The sequence below is a fragment of the Streptomyces sp. NPDC002032 genome (genome assembly GCF_042890765.1).
Lineage (GTDB): Bacteria > Actinomycetota > Actinomycetes > Streptomycetales > Streptomycetaceae > Streptomyces.
Genome location: NZ_JBIASM010000008.1, coordinates 150,910 through 167,277, shown reverse-complemented (window position 1 = coordinate 167,277; position 16,368 = coordinate 150,910). Strand labels below are relative to the sequence as shown.

Below are 16,368 nucleotides of genomic sequence, written 5' to 3'. Positions count from 1 at the left end.
GCCCCTACTTGAAGTACTCGGCAAGTCGCGAGACGGGCACGGCCGAGCCGTCCCGGTTTCGGAGCGCCGCCGCGATCGCGGCATCGTCTTCGGCATGAGCCTTCTTCGAGTAGTCCAGGTGATTCGAAATGTGAGCGCAAGCCTGCAGAACCGATTTGACCTGTGAGGTCCACACGGACACTGTCGTCTCCAGCTCGCCTCCGAGGACGGAGTTACTCGCCTTCAATGCCGCAGCGGCCTGCATCGTTGAGCCAGAGCCCTCCTGGTTCGTCCCGGCCCCGGCGATGTCGGCCTGCTTTTGCAACCGGCCGTGCAAGACGAAGGCCTCGTGACCCACGTCGCCGAGATCGTCCTGATGCACGACAAGGTCGCCCTGCCCACCCCCGGGGCCGCCCGGTATCTGGTTGAGTCGCATCGACACCTGCCGGTCGGCGGCCACCGCTGCCTTCGCGTTCTCCCACTCGTCCCATGCCATCGCGCCATTCCACCATGCACCTGCGACAACTTGATCGGCAGGCAGGGGGGTTCAGTTGGCCTTCAGACAGCGCTACGAGGTGACGGCGGCGGGGACAGACATCCGGCTGCGGCCAGAAGGTGAGGCCGGCACCTGAGGTGGACGGCATCCTCGCCGACCGAGCCGCGCACGTCGCTACGGTCTCGCTCGTTTCGGCGCCTGGCACGAGCGGTTCACCGCGGTTGCGCACGCCGGGTCTGAGTCGGATTTGCTACCGGGTGTTCCGCCCCCGTGCCCTCCACGCCACACTGAGCGGCTGCGCGTGGCGCTCGGCACCTTCGTCCAACGCGGCCGACCGCCTCTCGCCCGCCTCAGACCGTGATCCGGCCGGCAGATCGCCGCTCCCGCGCGAGCCATCCCTCGGCTCGCTCCTGGAGACCTGGCTCTACGAGCGCAGCGGCAGTCGGTTCGCCGATGCCGACTTCGAGCCCATTCCGGCTCCCCAAGGTCGCGGCCGGTCCTACGCCCCCGCACCACTCGACATGGGGGCATCCGCCAGCCGACCTCTGGTCGAGCAGCGTCACAGCCACACATCACGATCACCAGCCCCGGGCGACGCGGCCGGTTCGCATGCCTCTGCAGCGGCCAGGCGCCCGCCCCAACAACCCGCCAGACCCGATACACCGCCATCCACCACCCCGAACAGGCATCGAACGACCCTGTAAACGACGAAGATCCCGCCCGATCTTTCGATCGGACGGGATCTCGTCACCGTTCTCGGGAGCAACCCGTGAACTGTCGTTTGTGGGCTGTTCACGAGAGCCTCTGATCAGGCGCGCGTGGAGCCCTTGAAGATCGCTTCCCGTCCGATGAGTGATCGTTTCCCGGGCACGGGACAGATCAGTCCCACCAGAAGTCCCAGCGGTGGGCGCCGGTGATCCGCTCGGCGTACGCGGCCAGTGTGTACGGCCTGCAGCCCTGCCAGATGTTGTCCGGGCAGAGCGCGAAGTGTTCGGCTGCGACCAGGAGAGCATCCTGCTCGCTCACCGGGGGCGCGGCAATGCTGAGGTGCAGCGTGTCGAACCCCGCTGCGACGACACGGGCACCGAACCGGTGCTCCCAATCCTGGAGGACCGCGGAGATCTTCGCGGTGTCGTTGTCGTGGTTGCAGGGTCCGAACCAGCCTGCGGCCGTCAACGCTGCGGCACCCGAACCTGCGTCGATCAGCCCCAGACGTGTCTGTGGCCGGTCGACGAGGAAAGCCTCGGCGAACTCGGAGGCCAGTTCATCTGGGTCGGCTACCGCCCCTCGGCCGGGTGCGAGGCCGGGCCACGCCTGTCCGAAGGGGGCGGTGACGGCGAGGCGCCTCTTGACGTCGAGCATGTCGTCGTCTTCATCGTCGGCCGTGTAGGTCGCCCACCACTGCTCGAGAAGGTCAGCTGGGTCGTGGTCTGCCGGGGAGGACATCCTCTCGGGGAAGACCTCCCCGCATCCCCAAGGGCGGAACTCGCCATCATTCGGATCCAGCGCGTCGAGCAATAGCGGCCACAAGCCGGAGCGTGGGTGTTCGGCGTGCATCCGTGCCCACAGCTCGGCCGTGGCTGGCCCGTCGCTGAGCCACAAGGGCTGCACATCTCCATCACCTTCATCGGATGTGACCATCCGGCCTGGCGGGAGCAGGTCCTCAAGGATCGATCGGGCTTCAGGGCGCATGGAGCGGATGCTAGTGCTGCGGCCCGGGGGCATCACTGAGACGGTCCGACCACTAGATCGCGGAACTGCTGAAAGGCGTGCCAGCCCGATGCTTGCCCCGGAGTGATCAGGTCCCCTCCCGCGCAGTCGAGCACCCTGCAGCGCAGAGCCTCGGCAAGGCGGAAGACGTGGATCAGCACGTCGTCGCTGGAGCCCCGGATGTGGAACATGATCGAGTCCACGGGGTCTTCCGAGCCGATGTTGAATTCGATGGACCAAGCAGCACAGGAGAGTTCGCCCCAGGCGGGGTCCGAGAGCTCAACTTCGGGACAGGCTTGGATGACGGCCGCGAGTACGTCGTGCCGCCGGCCGAGCGGGGCCGGGCTGCAGTCGGCGGGGATCTCCTGCACCGAGGTGATGTCGTCAGGCAGGCGCAGGAGGAGCACATCCCAGCTCATGGTGGCCTTCCGGGTGGACTCGGGTGGTGGGCGGTGGGTCAGATCAGGCTGAGCTGCTCTCCCGGAGGCTGTGGCAAGAGCGCCTTCTGCAGGCCGCGGATATTCGCGCGCCAGCGTCCACCGTCTGACTCGGCCCAGAGGTCCATCAACTCTGACGGCTCGGTCATGACGCGGTCGAGGGCCTGAAGTGCGAGATCGCGCAGGCCAGTGAGATCAGGAAGGGGGCCCTCCGGCCCATAGATCGGATCGGCAGCCTCACCCCCAGGACACTGGGAGGCGACAAGGGCGGCCGCGGCTACGGCCCTCTCGGATTCGGGTGCTTCGAGATAGCCCACGGTGTCGATCGCATGTGTGAGAGTGCCGCGGACGACACCCTCACGTTCGCTTGCGGCTGCGTCGTCAAGGTCGCCGCCGAAGTCCGCTGCGGTGTCGTTGTCGAAGGGGCCGATGTCCCAGGTGCCCATGGTCTCTCCTGATGATGATGTTGACCGGGGCATCGTGACAGGGGCCACTGACAGCGGCCGCGGAGTCCAGGGACGAGATCGCCTCCCGAACTGATGGACGCGCCTTCAGACTCCCGTGACGGCCACCGCGTCCTTCCTCTGTCAGTGACAGGAGCAAGGATGGGCGGCATGACGAAGACCGGGGTGGACTACGCGTGGTTCGAGAACGACTTTCCAGACATCGCCGAGGCGTACTGCTTCACCCTGGTGCGGGGTCTGTCGCCTGCTGAGCTGGCGTCCCGGCTGGAAGGACGACCGGAGGCGCCCCTGCAAGGCATAGCCGAGGTCGTCGACGCCGCCTTCGCCCAGTACGACCTTGAGGATGGCAACCGTCAGCTGGTCGCCATGACGACTGTCGGCGCCTGGACGCTGCTGATCGAGCCCAACGGCTACCTCGGGGTCACCGAAGAACGAGTCCTGCCGGCCTCCGCCGGGGCGAGCTGGGTCTCCCACTTCGTCAACGTCAACGCCGTCGGCACGTTCCTCTGGGCCGAGGACCAGGCCCTGCGACTCTGCTTCGACCCCATGTTCCCCGAAGACCGCTGGGGCACCACACCCGACGAACTCCTCGACGTCATGACTCGCATCGGCTTCCACGTCGACGGTGACGCACCAGAAACCGAGATGGACCTCTCCTCACCGGCGGCGTTCGCTCTGGCGGAACACATCACCGGCGTTGCCATCACTCCCGAGCTGCTCCAGGACACGACGTTCACCTGCGCCACCGTCCAGATCGGATGACATCGTCTGGCCGCACTCCCATGTCCGGACCCATGGATGCGGCGTGGATGATGGCGCGGTGACGAACATCAATGACGACCACGTGAAGGTCCACTTCCGGATGGACATAGGCGAGGACGGCTGGCCGCCGGCGAGTGTCGAGAGCCTGTGGGCCGTGGAACTCGGCGACGGCACGGTGCGGCTGGACAACACGCCCTGGTTCGTACGGGGAGTCGCCAGCGGCGACATCATCCAAGTGGAGCTCGATGGCGAGGGTGTCCGTTGGGCCGGCGAGACGGTCCGAGCATCAGAGAACTGCACGATCCGGCTGATCGTACTCAAGGACGGCGGCTCAGCGGCCGCCCGGCAAAGTGCGCTGGAGATCTTCCACAAACTCGGCACGACGGGCGAGGGCATCGAGCGGTACGGGATGGTCGCGCTTGACATCCCGCCGGAGGCAGACCTTCCTCGGATCCAGAAGCTTCTGGAACACGGTGCGGTGGAGGGGTGGTGGCACTGGGAGGAAGGGTGCGTCACCGCTGCTTGGAGATCCACGGCTGCAAGCTGAACAGCTCCGCGTGCGGCTCGAGGGCTGCCAAGGCCTCTGTCAGTGGTGCCGGGCATGATCGGGCTCATGACACACGGTTCCCGGGAGGCCTTCCGCTCTCTCGCTTCGCAGCATCTGTCGCCCGTGGAAACTGAGAAGTGGCTCGGTCTGCTTCGCCCTGGTGTGCGTCTCGAAATAGCGGCGGGGATTGACGACGTGGTTGGCCAACTCGGTGGCCTCCCAGCTTTGCCAGTCACCTCAGAGTGGCCGGCCTGGGAGGGGCACGGTCCGCTCTCCTTCGTTGCCTCGATTGACTGCGCGCGACTGCCGAAGACAGCGCTGGACATCGACCTCCCCGAAGCGGGAGCACTTCTGTTCTTCTACTTCGACGGGCAATTGGACGACGGTGAAGCGCTCGTTCTGGCCGAGGACCGAGCGAGCTGGGCAGGTGCCCGCGTGCTCTATGTGGCGGGCGACGAGAAAGTGGCGGAGCGTGGAACGCCCGCCGGGCTCAAGCCGTACCCGGCGGTGCAGCTGACCGCCCGGGCGGAGATGACGGCGACCGAACCATGGCATCCGCGCGTCAGGGACGCCTTCGCTCCAGGTGCTCCGCTCGGGAACCGGTATGACCATCCTGTATGCGCTCAGGACTTCCTCGACGCTCTGTGGGAGTTCGACGAAGAGGTAGGGCACCAGATCGGCGGACATGCTCACTCGGTGCAGAACCCCGTGGAGATCGAGGTTGCAGAGGCGGTCCTGGACGGCGAAGTGCCCTGGCACGACCCACGGTTGTCTGAGGAGACGGACAACTGGGTGCTGCTGGCCCAGTTCGACAGCGAGGACGCCGCGGAGATGATGTGGGGCGACGCCGGGGTTCTGTACTGGTTGATCCGCCCAGAGGATCTGGCAGAGCGGCGCTTCGATCGGGCGATGTTCACCTGGCAGTGCAGCTGATGGGCACCGCAGTCCCGGCTTGGGGCGTCCAGTACACGCTGTACCTGCCCGGTGAGGACGTTGCGCGGGCGGCTGCGGCTGAGTTGGCGGGGATGGGACACCGGTTGACAGCGGTGCGGGTTCATGATCACTTCCGGTTCGTTCCGTCGAGCTTCTGGTACGGCAAACCGTCAATGGATCCTGAGCTTGCGGGCTGGTGGCAGGTGTTTTCGCTGGCCGTCTACAGCGGCCATGACCGGATGGCTCTGGAGCCGTTCTTCCGGACTGAGCGGGCTCGGATGGCCCGCGTCGCGCGTGAGCACGGCGGTTTCCAGCAAGGAGGTAGCGAGGGGCATGCAGTGACCCTCGAGGGGGTCTTCACACGGGACGGCCTGGTTCATGAACAGGCCGGAGCCGAGGTGCCCCTTCCCAGCCCTCTCCCCACAGAGCCTGTGCGGCCTCCGGCCGGTCCAGCGTGGAACTGCGACGGGCTCGGTGACCCGGCGTTGGCCGTCCGGGCCGTAGTGACGGCTGCAGAGCGGATGTACCGCGGGACCGCAGATGCTCCGGAGGCCGTGGCATGGCTGCTCGACGAGGAGTTCGCCTTCGGAGAGCCCTACGAGACGGCGGTTGACTTCCTTGGCGATCTCGCGGATGCCGTGGCCCATCAAGGCATCTGTACGGACGCTACGGTCGAGGCCGTTCCCTTCCTTGTCGAGTTGGTCAGCGATGACACGATCGCCGTCGGCAGACGGTTGGTACTGCTCGGCGATCTGTTGCGTCTCTCGGCATCAGGCCCATCCGCAGCCGTTTCCCTGGCCGACCGAACGGCAGCTCTCGGCGGAGGGTGGCAGGAGCCGGCCGCTGGCTACCTGACGCGGCAGGCTATAGGCAGGGCGCTACCGCGGCTGCTGTCCCGCTGGGAAGACGAAGGCGATGTCGTCCGGTTCGCGCTCGCCGCCCTTGCGTCTGTGTGCGGTGGGAATGGGGATGACCAACGTCTGTTCGTGAGGTTGGCCGAGCTGCCGGCTCCAGCGGGGACGGACCGTGCCGACGTAGTGGCTCTGATGGCAGCTCTTCTCAGCGAAGAGGAAGAGCGCCTGCAGTCCGCTCTGGGCCGGATGAGCTCCTGGTTGCCTCGTATCTCGGAGAACATGATCAGCCCATACGCCGAGCATCGAGATCTCGCGCGGTCCATCCTCCCCGATCTCGTCATGGGGGATTGCGGTGTCGAGCACGATGCACGCGGACCATGATCTGCCGTAACTGTTTACATCGTTCACCTTTACGGCTGGCGAGGGCTGCCGCCCAGGTCAAAGGTGCCGGCTGATTCTGGAGGACGCTATGGCTTGGCAGCCGCCTGTCCGACATCGACTTCGAGTCCTTGCCGACCCGGCCAAGCCTTGGCCAGCAACAGGTTCAGACAGCGCTGAGCACCGGTCGGCATCCGCCGGCCAAGCTCTGAGCGGTCAGCCTCACAGCCAGACATCACGATCCCCAGCCCCGGGCAACCGGGGCCGCTCCGCATGCCCCAGAACGGGCCAGGAGCGGGGCGAAGCAACCGCAAGCCCGCGCACACCGCCATCCACCACCCCGAACAGGCATCGAACGACCCTGTAAACGACGAAGATCCCGCCCGATCTTTCGATCGGACGGGATCTCGTCACCGTTCTCGGGAGCAACCCGTGAACTGTCGTTTGTGGACCTGTGGGGATTTGAACCCCAGACCCCCTCGATGCGAACGAGGTGCGCTACCAGACTGCGCCACAGGCCCTTGCGACGTGTGAAACATTAGCATCCCCGCGCGGGTGCTCCAAAACGCGTTTCCGCGCAGGTCACCCCGTCCCGGCGGGATCTCTCACTCGTTCGCGGCCCGGGGCCGGTCCTCGCCCTCGTACTGGTCGAAGAGCGGGGTGCGGCCCCGGCCCTGGCTCCGGGGGCGGGGCGTGGTGGGGGTCTTCGCGTCGTCGGGGCCCGGGGACGGCTTCGGGAGGGCCGGCTGGGCGCGCAGGCGCGGGTCGGTCGGCTCGGCGGTGCTGGAGCGGGTCGCGCTCCACCCGTCCGGGGCGGCCGGGCCGGTGGCCCGGGGGGCGACCGGGGCCGTCACGTACGTCGGCAGCGGGACCGGTACGGGCTCCCAGCTGTCGCCGCGCGCCGGTCCCCGCTCGCGCTCCCGCTGCTGGTCCACCCACTCGGCGTGGTCGGTCTGCTCGACCAGGGCGCGGCGCCCCGCCTCCTGCGGGGAGACCGGCGGCGCGGGATCCGGTTCACCGGCACCGGAGCCGGCCTCGGTGTCCGGGGCGGGTTCGCGGCGGCGCGGGCGGTTCTCGCGGAGCTGGCGGGCGGCCGCCTCGGCGCGCCGCCGGTCCATCGTGAACTCGTAGCGGCGCCGTTCCTGCACCCGCAGGTGGACGATGTACGTACTCAGCAGCAGGGCCGGCACGGCGGGCGCCCACAGGTACTGCAGACCGCCGACGGCGGCGGCGATCGCCCCCGCGCTGAAGGCGAGGAAGAGCAGTGCGGTGGTGCGGCGGCGGCGCGCGAGGACCTGGAGGCGCTGCTGGCGACGGGCCCGCTCGGCCTCGCTCGCCCTCGGCTCGGTCCTGGTCGGGGGTACGCCGAAGGCCCGGTCGTCGACGTCCACGGAATTCACCGTTTCCGTCGCCGCTTCCGGGTCCGCGTGGGGCTGGGGCTCCGCCTGTTCTTCACCGCGCTCACGCAGCCCCCTGGCGTAACGGCGCTCCATTCCCGCCCGGCCGGAAAGAAGCCGGATGGCAGTGGAGAAGCGTTCCGTCGGACGGGCTTCGTTCAGCTCGTCCTGCCTCCGGAGCCACATGGGCACCAAGTAGGCGGCCCAGGCCCCGACAATGACTGCGTAGATGAGGCCGCTGCTGCTCACACCCCACACCGTAGAGGGGTGCGGCCTGGGGGATCAGCCAATTGAGCCGGTGTGTCGCACGATCAGGCTGATATCACGGACTTTTTTTGTGATTCTTCGGATCAGGTTATGGGCGAATCGGCCAGATATTCGAACGCTTTTGCGACTGCCTGATTTTCAGACGGGTTTCCGCGTCCGGTGCCAGCGACGCACCAGCCCCTCCGGCACCTCCTCCGCCGTGAGCGCGAAGACCAGGTGGTCACGCCACGCCCCGTCGATGTGCAGGTAGCGCGGACGCACCCCCTCCTCGCGGAATCCGAGCTTCTCCACGACCCGCCGGCTCGGCAGGTTCTCCGGGCGGATGCACACCTCGATCCGGTGCAGCCCGACCTTCCCGAAGCAGTGGTCCACGGCGAGCGCGACCGCCGTCGGCATGACCCCGCGGCCCGCCACCTCCCGGTCGACCCAGTAGCCGACGTGGGCGGCGCACATGGAGCCCCAGGTGATGCCCGCGACCGTCAGCTGACCGACCAGCCGCCCCTGGTACTCGATGACGAACGGCAGCATCCGGCCCGCGTTCGCCTCCGCGCGCAGGTGGCGGACCATCTGCCGGTACGTCGGCCGGTGGATGACCGGCCCCCACGGCGCGGGGGGCGGGATCGTGGCCTCCCAGGGGCGCAGCCAGTCGCGGTTGCGCCGGTTGACCTCGCGCCAGGCCTTCTGGTCGCGCAGCTTTATCGGCCGCAGGGTGACGTCGCCGTCCGCCAGCGCCACCGGCCAGGAGGGGCCGTTCAGCTCGGGCTCCCGGGGGCGGACGCGGGTCTGGGGTGGTCGCCGCCCCGGAGCTGGTCGACGGCGTGCGGCAGGATCCGGGCCAGGACGGCGAGGCCGTCGCGGACCCCGCCCGTGGAGCCGGGCAGGTTGACGATCAGGGTGTGGCCCGCCACGCCCGCCAGCCCGCGCGAGAGGGCGGCGGTCGCCACCTTGTCCAGGCCCTCGGCTCGGATGGCCTGCGGGATGCCGGGGATCTCGTAGTCCAGCACCCGGGCGGTGGCGTCGGGGGTCCGGTCGGTCGGGGAGATGCCGGTGCCGCCGGTGGTCAGGATGACGTCGTACCCGGCGGCCACGCCCTCGCGCAGGGCCAGCTCGACGGGGTCGCCGTCCGGGACCACGCGCGGGCCGTCCACCGCGAAGCCGAGCCGCTCCAGCGCCTCGGCGAGCAGCGGACCGCCCCGGTCCGCGTACACGCCGCGCGAGGCGCGGTTCGAGGCGGTGACGACGAGAGCACGCGCCCCGGCCGGCTCGGGGCCCACGGCGGCGTCACCGGGGGCCTGGCCGGCGCCGGGGTCCTGGTCGTGGCCGGGGTCCTGGTCGTGATTCTGTCCGTGGCTGTGGCTGTGGACCTCGCCGCCGCGCGGGGGGTTCACGCGCGGGTCCAGTCGCCGGACTTGCCGCCGGTCTTCTCCTCCACCCGGACGTCGGTGATGACCGCGCCCTTGTCGACCGCCTTGACCATGTCGATCACGGTGAGGCCGGCGACCGCGACCGCGGTCAGCGCCTCCATCTCGACGCCCGTGCGGTCGGTGGTCTTGACGGTCGCGAGGATCTCCACGGCGTCGTCGACTACCGACAAGTCGACTTTCACGCCGGACACCGCGAGGGGGTGACAGAGCGGAATCAGGTCGGGGGTCCGCTTGGCCCCCATGATCCCGGCGATCCGCGCGGTGGCGAGGGCGTCCCCCTTGGGCACGCCCTCGCCCCGCAGCAGCTCGATCACCCGGGGCGACACCAGGACGCGGCCGCTGGCCCGCGCCGTACGGGTGGTCACGTCCTTCGCCGAGACGTCGACCATCCGGGCCGCGCCGGCCTCGTCGATGTGCGTCAGCCTGCTGCTCTGCGTACTCATATCTGCGTGCCGCTCCCGCTCCGGGCCCCTGGAGCCGTGGCATGGGGCCTGTGTGGTGCAACACGCTACCCGCACCGGCCCCCGCTCAGCCGAGCAGGATCACTTCCAGCTCGCTCCCGGGCTCCACCGAAGTGACGTCCTCCGGTACGACCATCAGCGAGTCGGCGTGCGCCAGCGCGGCGATCAGGTGCGAGCCCGATCCGCCGACCGGGCCGACCGTCCCGCTCTGCGCGTCGTACGCGCCGCGCAGGAACTGGCGGCGGCCGGCGGGCGAGCCGATCGGCCGGTCCGCCTTGAGGACGGCGCGCACGCTCGGCCGGCTGACCTCGGACTCCGGCAGGCCCATCAGCGCCCGGATCGCCGGACGCACGAACAGCTCGAAGGAGACGTAGGAGGAGACGGGGTTGCCGGGGAGCGCCAGCAGCGGGGTGTGGTCGGGGCCGACCGTGCCGAAGCCCTGCGGCTTGCCCGGCTGCATGGCGAGCTTGCGGAAGTCGACATTTCCCGCCTCGACGGCCTCGTCGCCGGCCGAGACGGAGGTCAGCGCCTCCTTGACCACGTCGTACGCGCCGACGCTGACCCCGCCCGTGGTGACGAGGAGATCGGCCCGGATCAGCTGGTCCTCGATGACGGAGCGCAGGGTCTCGGCGTCGTCGGCAACCGCGCCGACCCGGTAGGCGATGGCTCCGGCGTCCCGCGCGGCGGCGGCCAGCGCAAAGCTGTTGGAGTCGTAGATGGTGCCGGCGGTCAGCGCCTCACCCGGCTGGACCAGCTCGCTGCCGGTGGACAGGACGACCACCCGGGGACGCGGCCGGACCCGGACCGTGCCGCGGCCGATGGCGGCCAGCAGCGCGATCTGCGGCGGGCCGAGCACGGTGCCGGCGGCCAGCGCCAGGTCACCGGCCTGTACGTCGCTGCCGCGCGAGCGCACGTGCGCCCGGGCCTCGGCGGCGCGGTGGACCCGTACCTCGCCGCCCGCGCCCTCGGGCGCGGCGCTGGCCGGGGTCATCCCGGAGGCCGCGCCGCCGCCCGTGCCGCCGTCGGTCCACTCGACCGGTACGACGGCCTCGGCGCCGGGCGGCAGCGGTGCCCCGGTCATGATGCGGGCGGCCTGGCCGGGGCCGACGGTCGGCAGTTCGCCGCTGCCCGCCGCGACGTCGCCGATGACGGCGAGCACCGCGGGGAACTCCTCGCTCGCTCCCTGGACGTCGGCCACCCGGACGGCGTAACCGTCCATGGAGCTGTTGTCGAAGGGCGGGAGGGCGACGGGCACGGTCACGTCCTCGACCAGGACGCAGCCCTGGGCGTCGAGCAGCTGGAGCTCGATGGGCTCCAGCGGCCGGACGGCGGCGAGGATGTCCGCGAGGTGCTCGTCCACCGACCACAGACGGTGCGGTGCGGTGTCCTGCGGTGCGGAACTGCTCAAGGTCCTACATCTCCTCCGTGACGTAACGGTGAAGCCAGGTGCGGAACTCCGGGCCCAGGTCCTCACGTTCGCACGCGAGTCGGACGATGGCCCGCAGGTAGTCCCCGCGGTCCCCGGTGTCGTAGCGGCGGCCTCGGAAGACCACGCCGTGCACCGGGCCGCCCACGCTCTCGTCGGCGGCCAGCTTCTGCAGGGCGTCGGTGAGCTGGATCTCCCCGCCGCGGCCCGGCTCGGTCTCCCGCAGTATGCCGAAGATCGCGGGGTTGAGGACATACCGTCCGATGACCGCGAAATTGCTGGGTGCCTCGGAGGCGTCGGGCTTCTCGACGAGTCCGGTGACGCGGACGATGCCGTCCTCGTCGGTCGGCTCGACGGCGGCGCAGCCGTAGAGGTGAACGCTGGCCGGGTCGACCTCCATCAGCGCGACGACGGTGCCGCCGGTGCGGGCGTGGACGTCGACCATCTGCCGCAGCAGCGGGTCGCGCGGGTCGATGAGGTCGTCGCCGAGCAGGACGGCGAAGGGCTCGCTGCCGACGTGCGGTTCGGCGCAGAGCACGGCGTGGCCGAGACCGCGCGGGTCGCCCTGGCGGACGTAGTGCATGGTGGCCAGGTCGCTGGACTCCTGGACCTTCTTCAGCCGGTCGTCGTCGCCCTTGGCGATCAGGGCCGATTCCAGCTCGTAGTTCCGGTCGAAGTGGTCTTCGAGGGGCCGCTTGTTACGTCCTGTGATCATGAGGACGTCGTCGAGGCCGGCCGAGACGGCCTCCTCGACCACGTACTGGATGGCCGGTTTGTCCACGACCGGAAGCATTTCCTTGGGGGTCGCCTTGGTCGCCGGAAGGAACCGAGTGCCGAGGCCCGCGGCCGGAATGACGGCCTTCTTGATCACGGGGTGCGACTGAGTCATGGGCAGAACGATAGTGGGTCACACCGAACGCTCAGCCAGATTCCGGTAATTATGTCCAATTATGAACCAATAGGAAAGGTATGTGAGTCGCCTGTGACGGACATCCCGCCCGGAAAGTCCCCCTTCCCGCCCGAAAAGGCCGCGCTGCGCAGGGACCTCCTCGCGACCCGTCGTGCCCTGTCCCCCGAGGCGCGCGCCGCGGCGGCCGGCGCGCTCGCCCGCTCGGCGCTCGCCCTGCCCGAACTGGCCGGGGCGCGCACGGTGGCCGCGTACGTCTCCGTCGGCGCGGAACCCGGCACCCGCGAACTGCTCGACGCGCTGCTCGCGGCCGGCAAGCGGGTGCTGCTGCCCCTGCTCCTGCCCGACAACGACCTCGACTGGGCGGCCTACGAGGGCCCCGCCGGCCTCGCCGAGACCGCGCACCCCGGCAAGATGCGGCTGCTGGAACCGGCGGGACCGCCGCTCGGCCCGGACGCCGTCACCGGCGCCGACGCCGTCCTGCTGCCCGGACTGGCCGTGGACCGGCGCGGGATGCGGCTCGGCCGCGGCGGCGGCTCGTACGACCGGGTGCTGGCCCGGCTGGAGCGAGCGGGGGCGCATCCCGCGCTGGTGGTGCTCCTCTACGACGAAGAGGTGGTCGCGCGGGTCCCGGAGGAACCGCACGACCACCCCGTCCAAGCGGTCGCCACCCCGTCGGGGGTGGTGCGCTTCTGAAGCGGCCCGGCCGGCGCCGCGCCTGCGCGGCGGGGCGGCGGCCGGTGCTTCGGCGTCGCCAGGGCCTTGGCGTCGCTAGGGCTTCAGCGTCAAGGTGTCCACCGTCGACTTGTCGACAGCGTCCTTGCCGAAGGCCCAGTCCAGCAGTTCACCCTTGGCCCACATCGTCGTCTGGTCCGTGTACGTGGAGTCGTACGCGTGCCCCGAGGCGCCGGTCAGGTTGATCCAGCGGGACTTGTCCAGGTCGTTGAGGTTCACGACCATCCGCATCGACGGCACCCAGGTGACCTCGTACCCGCTGGCGGCGTTCCAGCCGGTCGCGTTGACGGTGGCCTCGCCGCCGCCCAGGTTCCACGGGCCGCGGTTGAGGAGCCAGCGCAGGGCGGTCGGACCCTCGGTGCCGATCGTCTGGTTCTTCAGGTTCAGCTGGTGCAGCCGGCCCCAGCTCCAGGTCGACTGGTCCTTGCCGAGCTTGGCGGTCAGCTCCCAGCGGGCGTCGTTCATGGCCCGGGCGAAGAGCTGGTCTCGGGTGGTCGTCGCCGGCTTGGTGAGCGTCTTGGGCGAGGACCACCAGGGCGACTTCTCGTCCTTGACCAGACGGCGGACCACCTCGAACCAGCGGTCACCGCCGTCCGGCTGCGCCGAGTCGGGACCGCGGGTGCCGCACTCGCGGACCGTCTTGGCGAGGTCGTCGTCCGGGCCGTCGCTCTCCTGGACGTTGAAGCAGCTGCCCTCGATCCGCAGCTCCTTCGGCATCTTGTCGCCGAAGGCCAGCTTGAGGACGTTGCGCCAGACCGCGTTGAAGTACGCGGCCGCCGCGGAGTCGTTCTCCTGCGTGTAGTTCCAGCCCTCCAGCAGCTTCTGCGCCGAGCGCACGTCCGGGTCCGAGACCTGGATCTTGGCCAGCATCGGGGTCAGCAGCGCGGCGATCTCACTGCTGTTGTCCATCTGCATGGTGCGCATGTCGTCGGTCGAGATCTTGCCGCTGTCCTTGGTCTTCGCCTCGATGAGGTCGTTGATCCGCTGGCTGCGGGCGCCGTAGCCCCAGTCCGTGGTCAGCACGTACGGGTACTTGCCGGCCCCGCTCTCGGTGACCGCCTGGTTGGCGGTGACGACGTAGCCGCGGGCCGGGTTGAGCTCCCAGGGCATCTCGTTCTGCGGGATGTAGCCCGCGTTCCCGTCCTTGCCGCCCTTCCAGGCGTACTTCGGGTCCCAGCCGGGCGCCGGCATGCGGCCGTCGCCCTGGGTACGGATCGGGATGCGGCCGGGGGCCTGGTAACCGATGTTGCCGTTGGCGCCCTTGTTGTCGGCGTAGATCAGGTTCTGGGACGGCACCTCGAAGTCGGCCGCGGCCGCCCGGAAGCTGGTGAAGTCCTTGGCGCGGTCGAGCTTGAAGACCGCGTCCATCGACTTGCCGGGGTCCAGTGCGGTCCAGCGCAGGGCGACGGCGTAGCCGTCACCGCGGTCGGGGGCGGAGCTGGGGACGGGGGCGCGGACGCCCACGGAACCCAGTTCGTCGCTGCGGTCCGAGATCAGCGGTCCGTTGTTGGTGGTGCGGACGGTGATCTTCTTGCTCTTGCCCCCGGCGACCTTGATGACCTCTTCACGGGTGGTGAAGGGGAGCACCTTGTTGTCGTAGACATAGCCCTCGGGCTTGACCTGCTCCAGGTAGAGGTCGGTCACGTCGGCGCCGAGGTTGGTCATGCCCCAGGCGATGTCGGCGTTGTGGCCTATGACCACGCCGGGCATGCCCGAGAAGGTGAAGCCGGCCACGTCGTACTGGCACTGGGGCGAGACGGCACGGCAGTGCAGGCCCATCTGGTACCAGACCGAGGGCAGCTGCGGGGAGAGGTGCGGGTCGTTCGCCAGCAGCGGCTTGCCGGTGGTCGTGTACTTGCCGCCGATGACCCAGGAGTTCGAGCCGATGCCGCTGCCGTTGGGGCCGAGGATGGCCGGGATCTCGTCGAGGGTCTTGGCGAGGGAGGTGAGCTGCGTGCGCAGCCCCACCGTCGCGCCCTGGGCGGAGACGTTGTCGGCGAGGCCGGTCCGGCCGCCGTTGGGGGCGGCCTGCGACCCGGTGCCGGTTCCGGTGCCGGTCCCCGTACCAGTGCCGGTTCCCGTACCGGTGCCAGTGCCGGTTCCCGTACCCGTGCCAGTGCCGGTTCCCGTACCCGTGCCGGTGCCGGTTCCCGTACCCGTGCCAGTGCCAGTGCCAGTGCCCGAGCCCGTACCCGTGCCGGAGCCCGAGGTGCCCTGCGGGGCGTACTTGCCGCCCGCGACCGTGCCGCCCTCGACGATCGGCTTGTTCCGGTCGAAGGGGTACGGCGGGTACAGCTCGTCGATCTGCGCCTGCGAGAGCGAGTTCGTCATCAGCGAGCGGTCGATCTCGTCCTGCATGTTGCCGCGCAGGTCCCAGGCCATGGCCTTGAGCCAGGCCACCGAGTCCACCGGCGTCCACTGCTCCGGCTTGTAGTCGCCGGTCAGATTGAGGGCGGCGTGCTCGACGGAGAGGTCCTTGCCGGACTTCCCCTTCAGGTACGCGTTGACCCCGTCGGCGTAGGCCTGGAGGTACTTCTTCGTCTCGGGCGAGAGCTTGGTGTCGTACTCGGCCTGCGCGACCTGGCGCCAGCCCAGCGTGCGCAGGAAGGCGTCGGTCTCCACCTGGCCGGACCCGAACATCTCGGAGAGCCGGCCGGAGGTCATGTGGCGGCGTACGTCCATCTCCCAGAACCGGTCCTGCGCGTGCACGAAGCCCTGCGCGCGGAAGAGGTCCTCGTCGTTGTCGGCGTAGAGCTGGGGGATCCCGTGCTCGTCACGCTTGACGTCGACGGCTGCGGTCAGACCGGGGACCTTGAGGGACCCGGTGGTCTGCGGGAAGGAGGCGCGCACGGTGTCCACGCTCCAGTACGCGCCGTAGCCGATGACCGCCAAGAGCGCCAGGACCATCACGAGCACGAGCAGGCGTGCGCGTGCGCGTCGTCCCTTCTTCTTGACGGAAGGTCCGGATTCATTGGCGGGCATCGCTGTCCTTAGAGGGGCAGGGTGGTCCTGGGAGTGCTGGGAGCAACCATAGGCGCAGGACCGTGTGCGGTGATCCGCCAGGGGTCGGGCTCATGAGGACAGGGCCGAACAGGCGTTTCACAATGTGACTATCGCGTCAAGGAATCGTCAAATATTAGGTAAGGTAACGAAGTAACTTGCCGGACGCGCCGCCGGAAGGAACGATCCGC

Annotated in this window: 16 protein-coding genes and 1 tRNA gene; 5 read left to right on the top strand and 12 right to left on the bottom strand. The window is 69.3% G+C overall.

The window, feature by feature from the left end:
• Positions 1 to 4 precede the first annotated feature (4 nt).
• The 4 genes from ACFYYT_RS20420 to ACFYYT_RS20405 form a co-directional block, all read right to left on the bottom strand.
• Positions 5 to 475: a hypothetical protein gene (locus tag ACFYYT_RS20420; protein WP_351823794.1), complete on the bottom strand. Its 471-nt coding sequence runs from the start codon at positions 473 to 475 to the stop codon at positions 5 to 7.
• A gap of 879 nt (positions 476 to 1,354) precedes the next feature.
• The gene (locus tag ACFYYT_RS20415) at positions 1,355 to 2,167 is read right to left on the bottom strand and encodes a DUF4253 domain-containing protein (RefSeq protein ID WP_351823797.1); all 813 of its coding nucleotides are present in this window, start codon (positions 2,165 to 2,167) and stop codon (positions 1,355 to 1,357) included.
• Between the two features lie 32 nt (positions 2,168 to 2,199).
• Positions 2,200 to 2,604 carry a hypothetical protein gene (locus ACFYYT_RS20410; protein WP_351823800.1) on the bottom strand — a complete coding sequence of 135 codons (405 nt, stop codon included), beginning with the start codon at positions 2,602 to 2,604 and terminating at the stop codon, positions 2,200 to 2,202.
• Between the two features lie 38 nt (positions 2,605 to 2,642).
• Complete coding sequence (locus ACFYYT_RS20405) at positions 2,643 to 3,068, bottom strand: DUF4259 domain-containing protein (protein WP_351823803.1); 426 nt, start codon at positions 3,066 to 3,068, stop codon at positions 2,643 to 2,645.
• A gap of 168 nt (positions 3,069 to 3,236) precedes the next feature.
• On the opposite strand from ACFYYT_RS20405, the gene ACFYYT_RS20400 reads away from it, so the two are divergent.
• The 4 genes from ACFYYT_RS20400 (at position 3,237) to ACFYYT_RS20385 (ending at position 6,563) form a co-directional block, all read left to right on the top strand.
• A complete protein-coding gene (locus tag ACFYYT_RS20400; RefSeq protein ID WP_351823806.1) occupies positions 3,237 to 3,848 on the top strand; it encodes a DUF6461 domain-containing protein in 612 nt (203 codons plus the stop codon).
• A 58-nt stretch (positions 3,849 to 3,906) separates the two neighbouring features.
• Positions 3,907 to 4,395, top strand: a complete 489-nt coding sequence (locus ACFYYT_RS20395) for a DUF4265 domain-containing protein (protein ID WP_351823809.1) — start codon at positions 3,907 to 3,909, stop codon at positions 4,393 to 4,395.
• A 66-nt stretch (positions 4,396 to 4,461) separates the two neighbouring features.
• Positions 4,462 to 5,328, top strand: coding sequence for a YwqG family protein (locus ACFYYT_RS20390; RefSeq protein WP_351823812.1), 867 nt, complete (start codon positions 4,462 to 4,464; stop codon positions 5,326 to 5,328).
• The gene (locus tag ACFYYT_RS20385; RefSeq protein WP_351823815.1) at positions 5,328 to 6,563 is read left to right on the top strand and encodes a hypothetical protein; all 1,236 of its coding nucleotides are present in this window, start codon (positions 5,328 to 5,330) and stop codon (positions 6,561 to 6,563) included. The genes ACFYYT_RS20390 and ACFYYT_RS20385 overlap by 1 nt, the downstream gene beginning before the upstream one ends.
• Before the next feature lie 444 nt (positions 6,564 to 7,007).
• Here the strand turns inward: ACFYYT_RS20385 and ACFYYT_RS20380 are convergent.
• The 7 genes from ACFYYT_RS20380 to galU all read right to left on the bottom strand — a co-directional run bounded on the left by ACFYYT_RS20380 (position 7,008) and on the right by galU (position 12,424).
• Positions 7,008 to 7,081 (bottom strand) — tRNA-Ala (locus tag ACFYYT_RS20380).
• Between the two features lie 84 nt (positions 7,082 to 7,165).
• Positions 7,166 to 8,206, bottom strand: a complete 1,041-nt coding sequence (locus tag ACFYYT_RS20375) for a hypothetical protein (protein ID WP_351823818.1) — start codon at positions 8,204 to 8,206, stop codon at positions 7,166 to 7,168.
• A gap of 156 nt (positions 8,207 to 8,362) precedes the next feature.
• The gene (locus ACFYYT_RS20370; protein WP_351823821.1) at positions 8,363 to 8,959 is read right to left on the bottom strand and encodes a GNAT family protein; all 597 of its coding nucleotides are present in this window, start codon (positions 8,957 to 8,959) and stop codon (positions 8,363 to 8,365) included.
• Positions 8,960 to 8,976: 17 nt separating this feature from the next.
• Complete coding sequence (locus ACFYYT_RS20365) at positions 8,977 to 9,612, bottom strand: molybdenum cofactor biosynthesis protein B (RefSeq protein WP_388608740.1); 636 nt, start codon at positions 9,610 to 9,612, stop codon at positions 8,977 to 8,979.
• The gene (moaC, locus tag ACFYYT_RS20360) at positions 9,609 to 10,091 is read right to left on the bottom strand and encodes a cyclic pyranopterin monophosphate synthase MoaC (RefSeq protein ID WP_351823824.1); all 483 of its coding nucleotides are present in this window, start codon (positions 10,089 to 10,091) and stop codon (positions 9,609 to 9,611) included. Before moaC ends, ACFYYT_RS20365 begins: the two co-directional genes overlap by 4 nt.
• 85 nt (positions 10,092 to 10,176) lie before the next feature.
• Complete coding sequence (gene glp / locus ACFYYT_RS20355; protein WP_351823827.1) at positions 10,177 to 11,517, bottom strand: gephyrin-like molybdotransferase Glp; 1,341 nt, start codon at positions 11,515 to 11,517, stop codon at positions 10,177 to 10,179.
• A 4-nt stretch (positions 11,518 to 11,521) separates the two neighbouring features.
• Positions 11,522 to 12,424 (bottom strand): UTP--glucose-1-phosphate uridylyltransferase GalU, encoded by a 903-nt coding sequence (galU, locus tag ACFYYT_RS20350; RefSeq protein ID WP_351823829.1) that lies wholly within the window; start codon positions 12,422 to 12,424, stop codon positions 11,522 to 11,524.
• Between the two features lie 93 nt (positions 12,425 to 12,517).
• On the opposite strand from galU, the gene ACFYYT_RS20345 reads away from it, so the two are divergent.
• Positions 12,518 to 13,138, top strand: a complete 621-nt coding sequence (locus ACFYYT_RS20345) for a 5-formyltetrahydrofolate cyclo-ligase (protein WP_351823832.1) — start codon at positions 12,518 to 12,520, stop codon at positions 13,136 to 13,138.
• A gap of 75 nt (positions 13,139 to 13,213) precedes the next feature.
• Here the strand turns inward: ACFYYT_RS20345 and ACFYYT_RS20340 are convergent, their stop codons facing one another.
• A complete protein-coding gene (locus tag ACFYYT_RS20340; RefSeq protein ID WP_351823835.1) occupies positions 13,214 to 16,159 on the bottom strand; it encodes a penicillin acylase family protein in 2,946 nt (981 codons plus the stop codon).
• Positions 16,160 to 16,368: the final 209 nt, after the last annotated feature.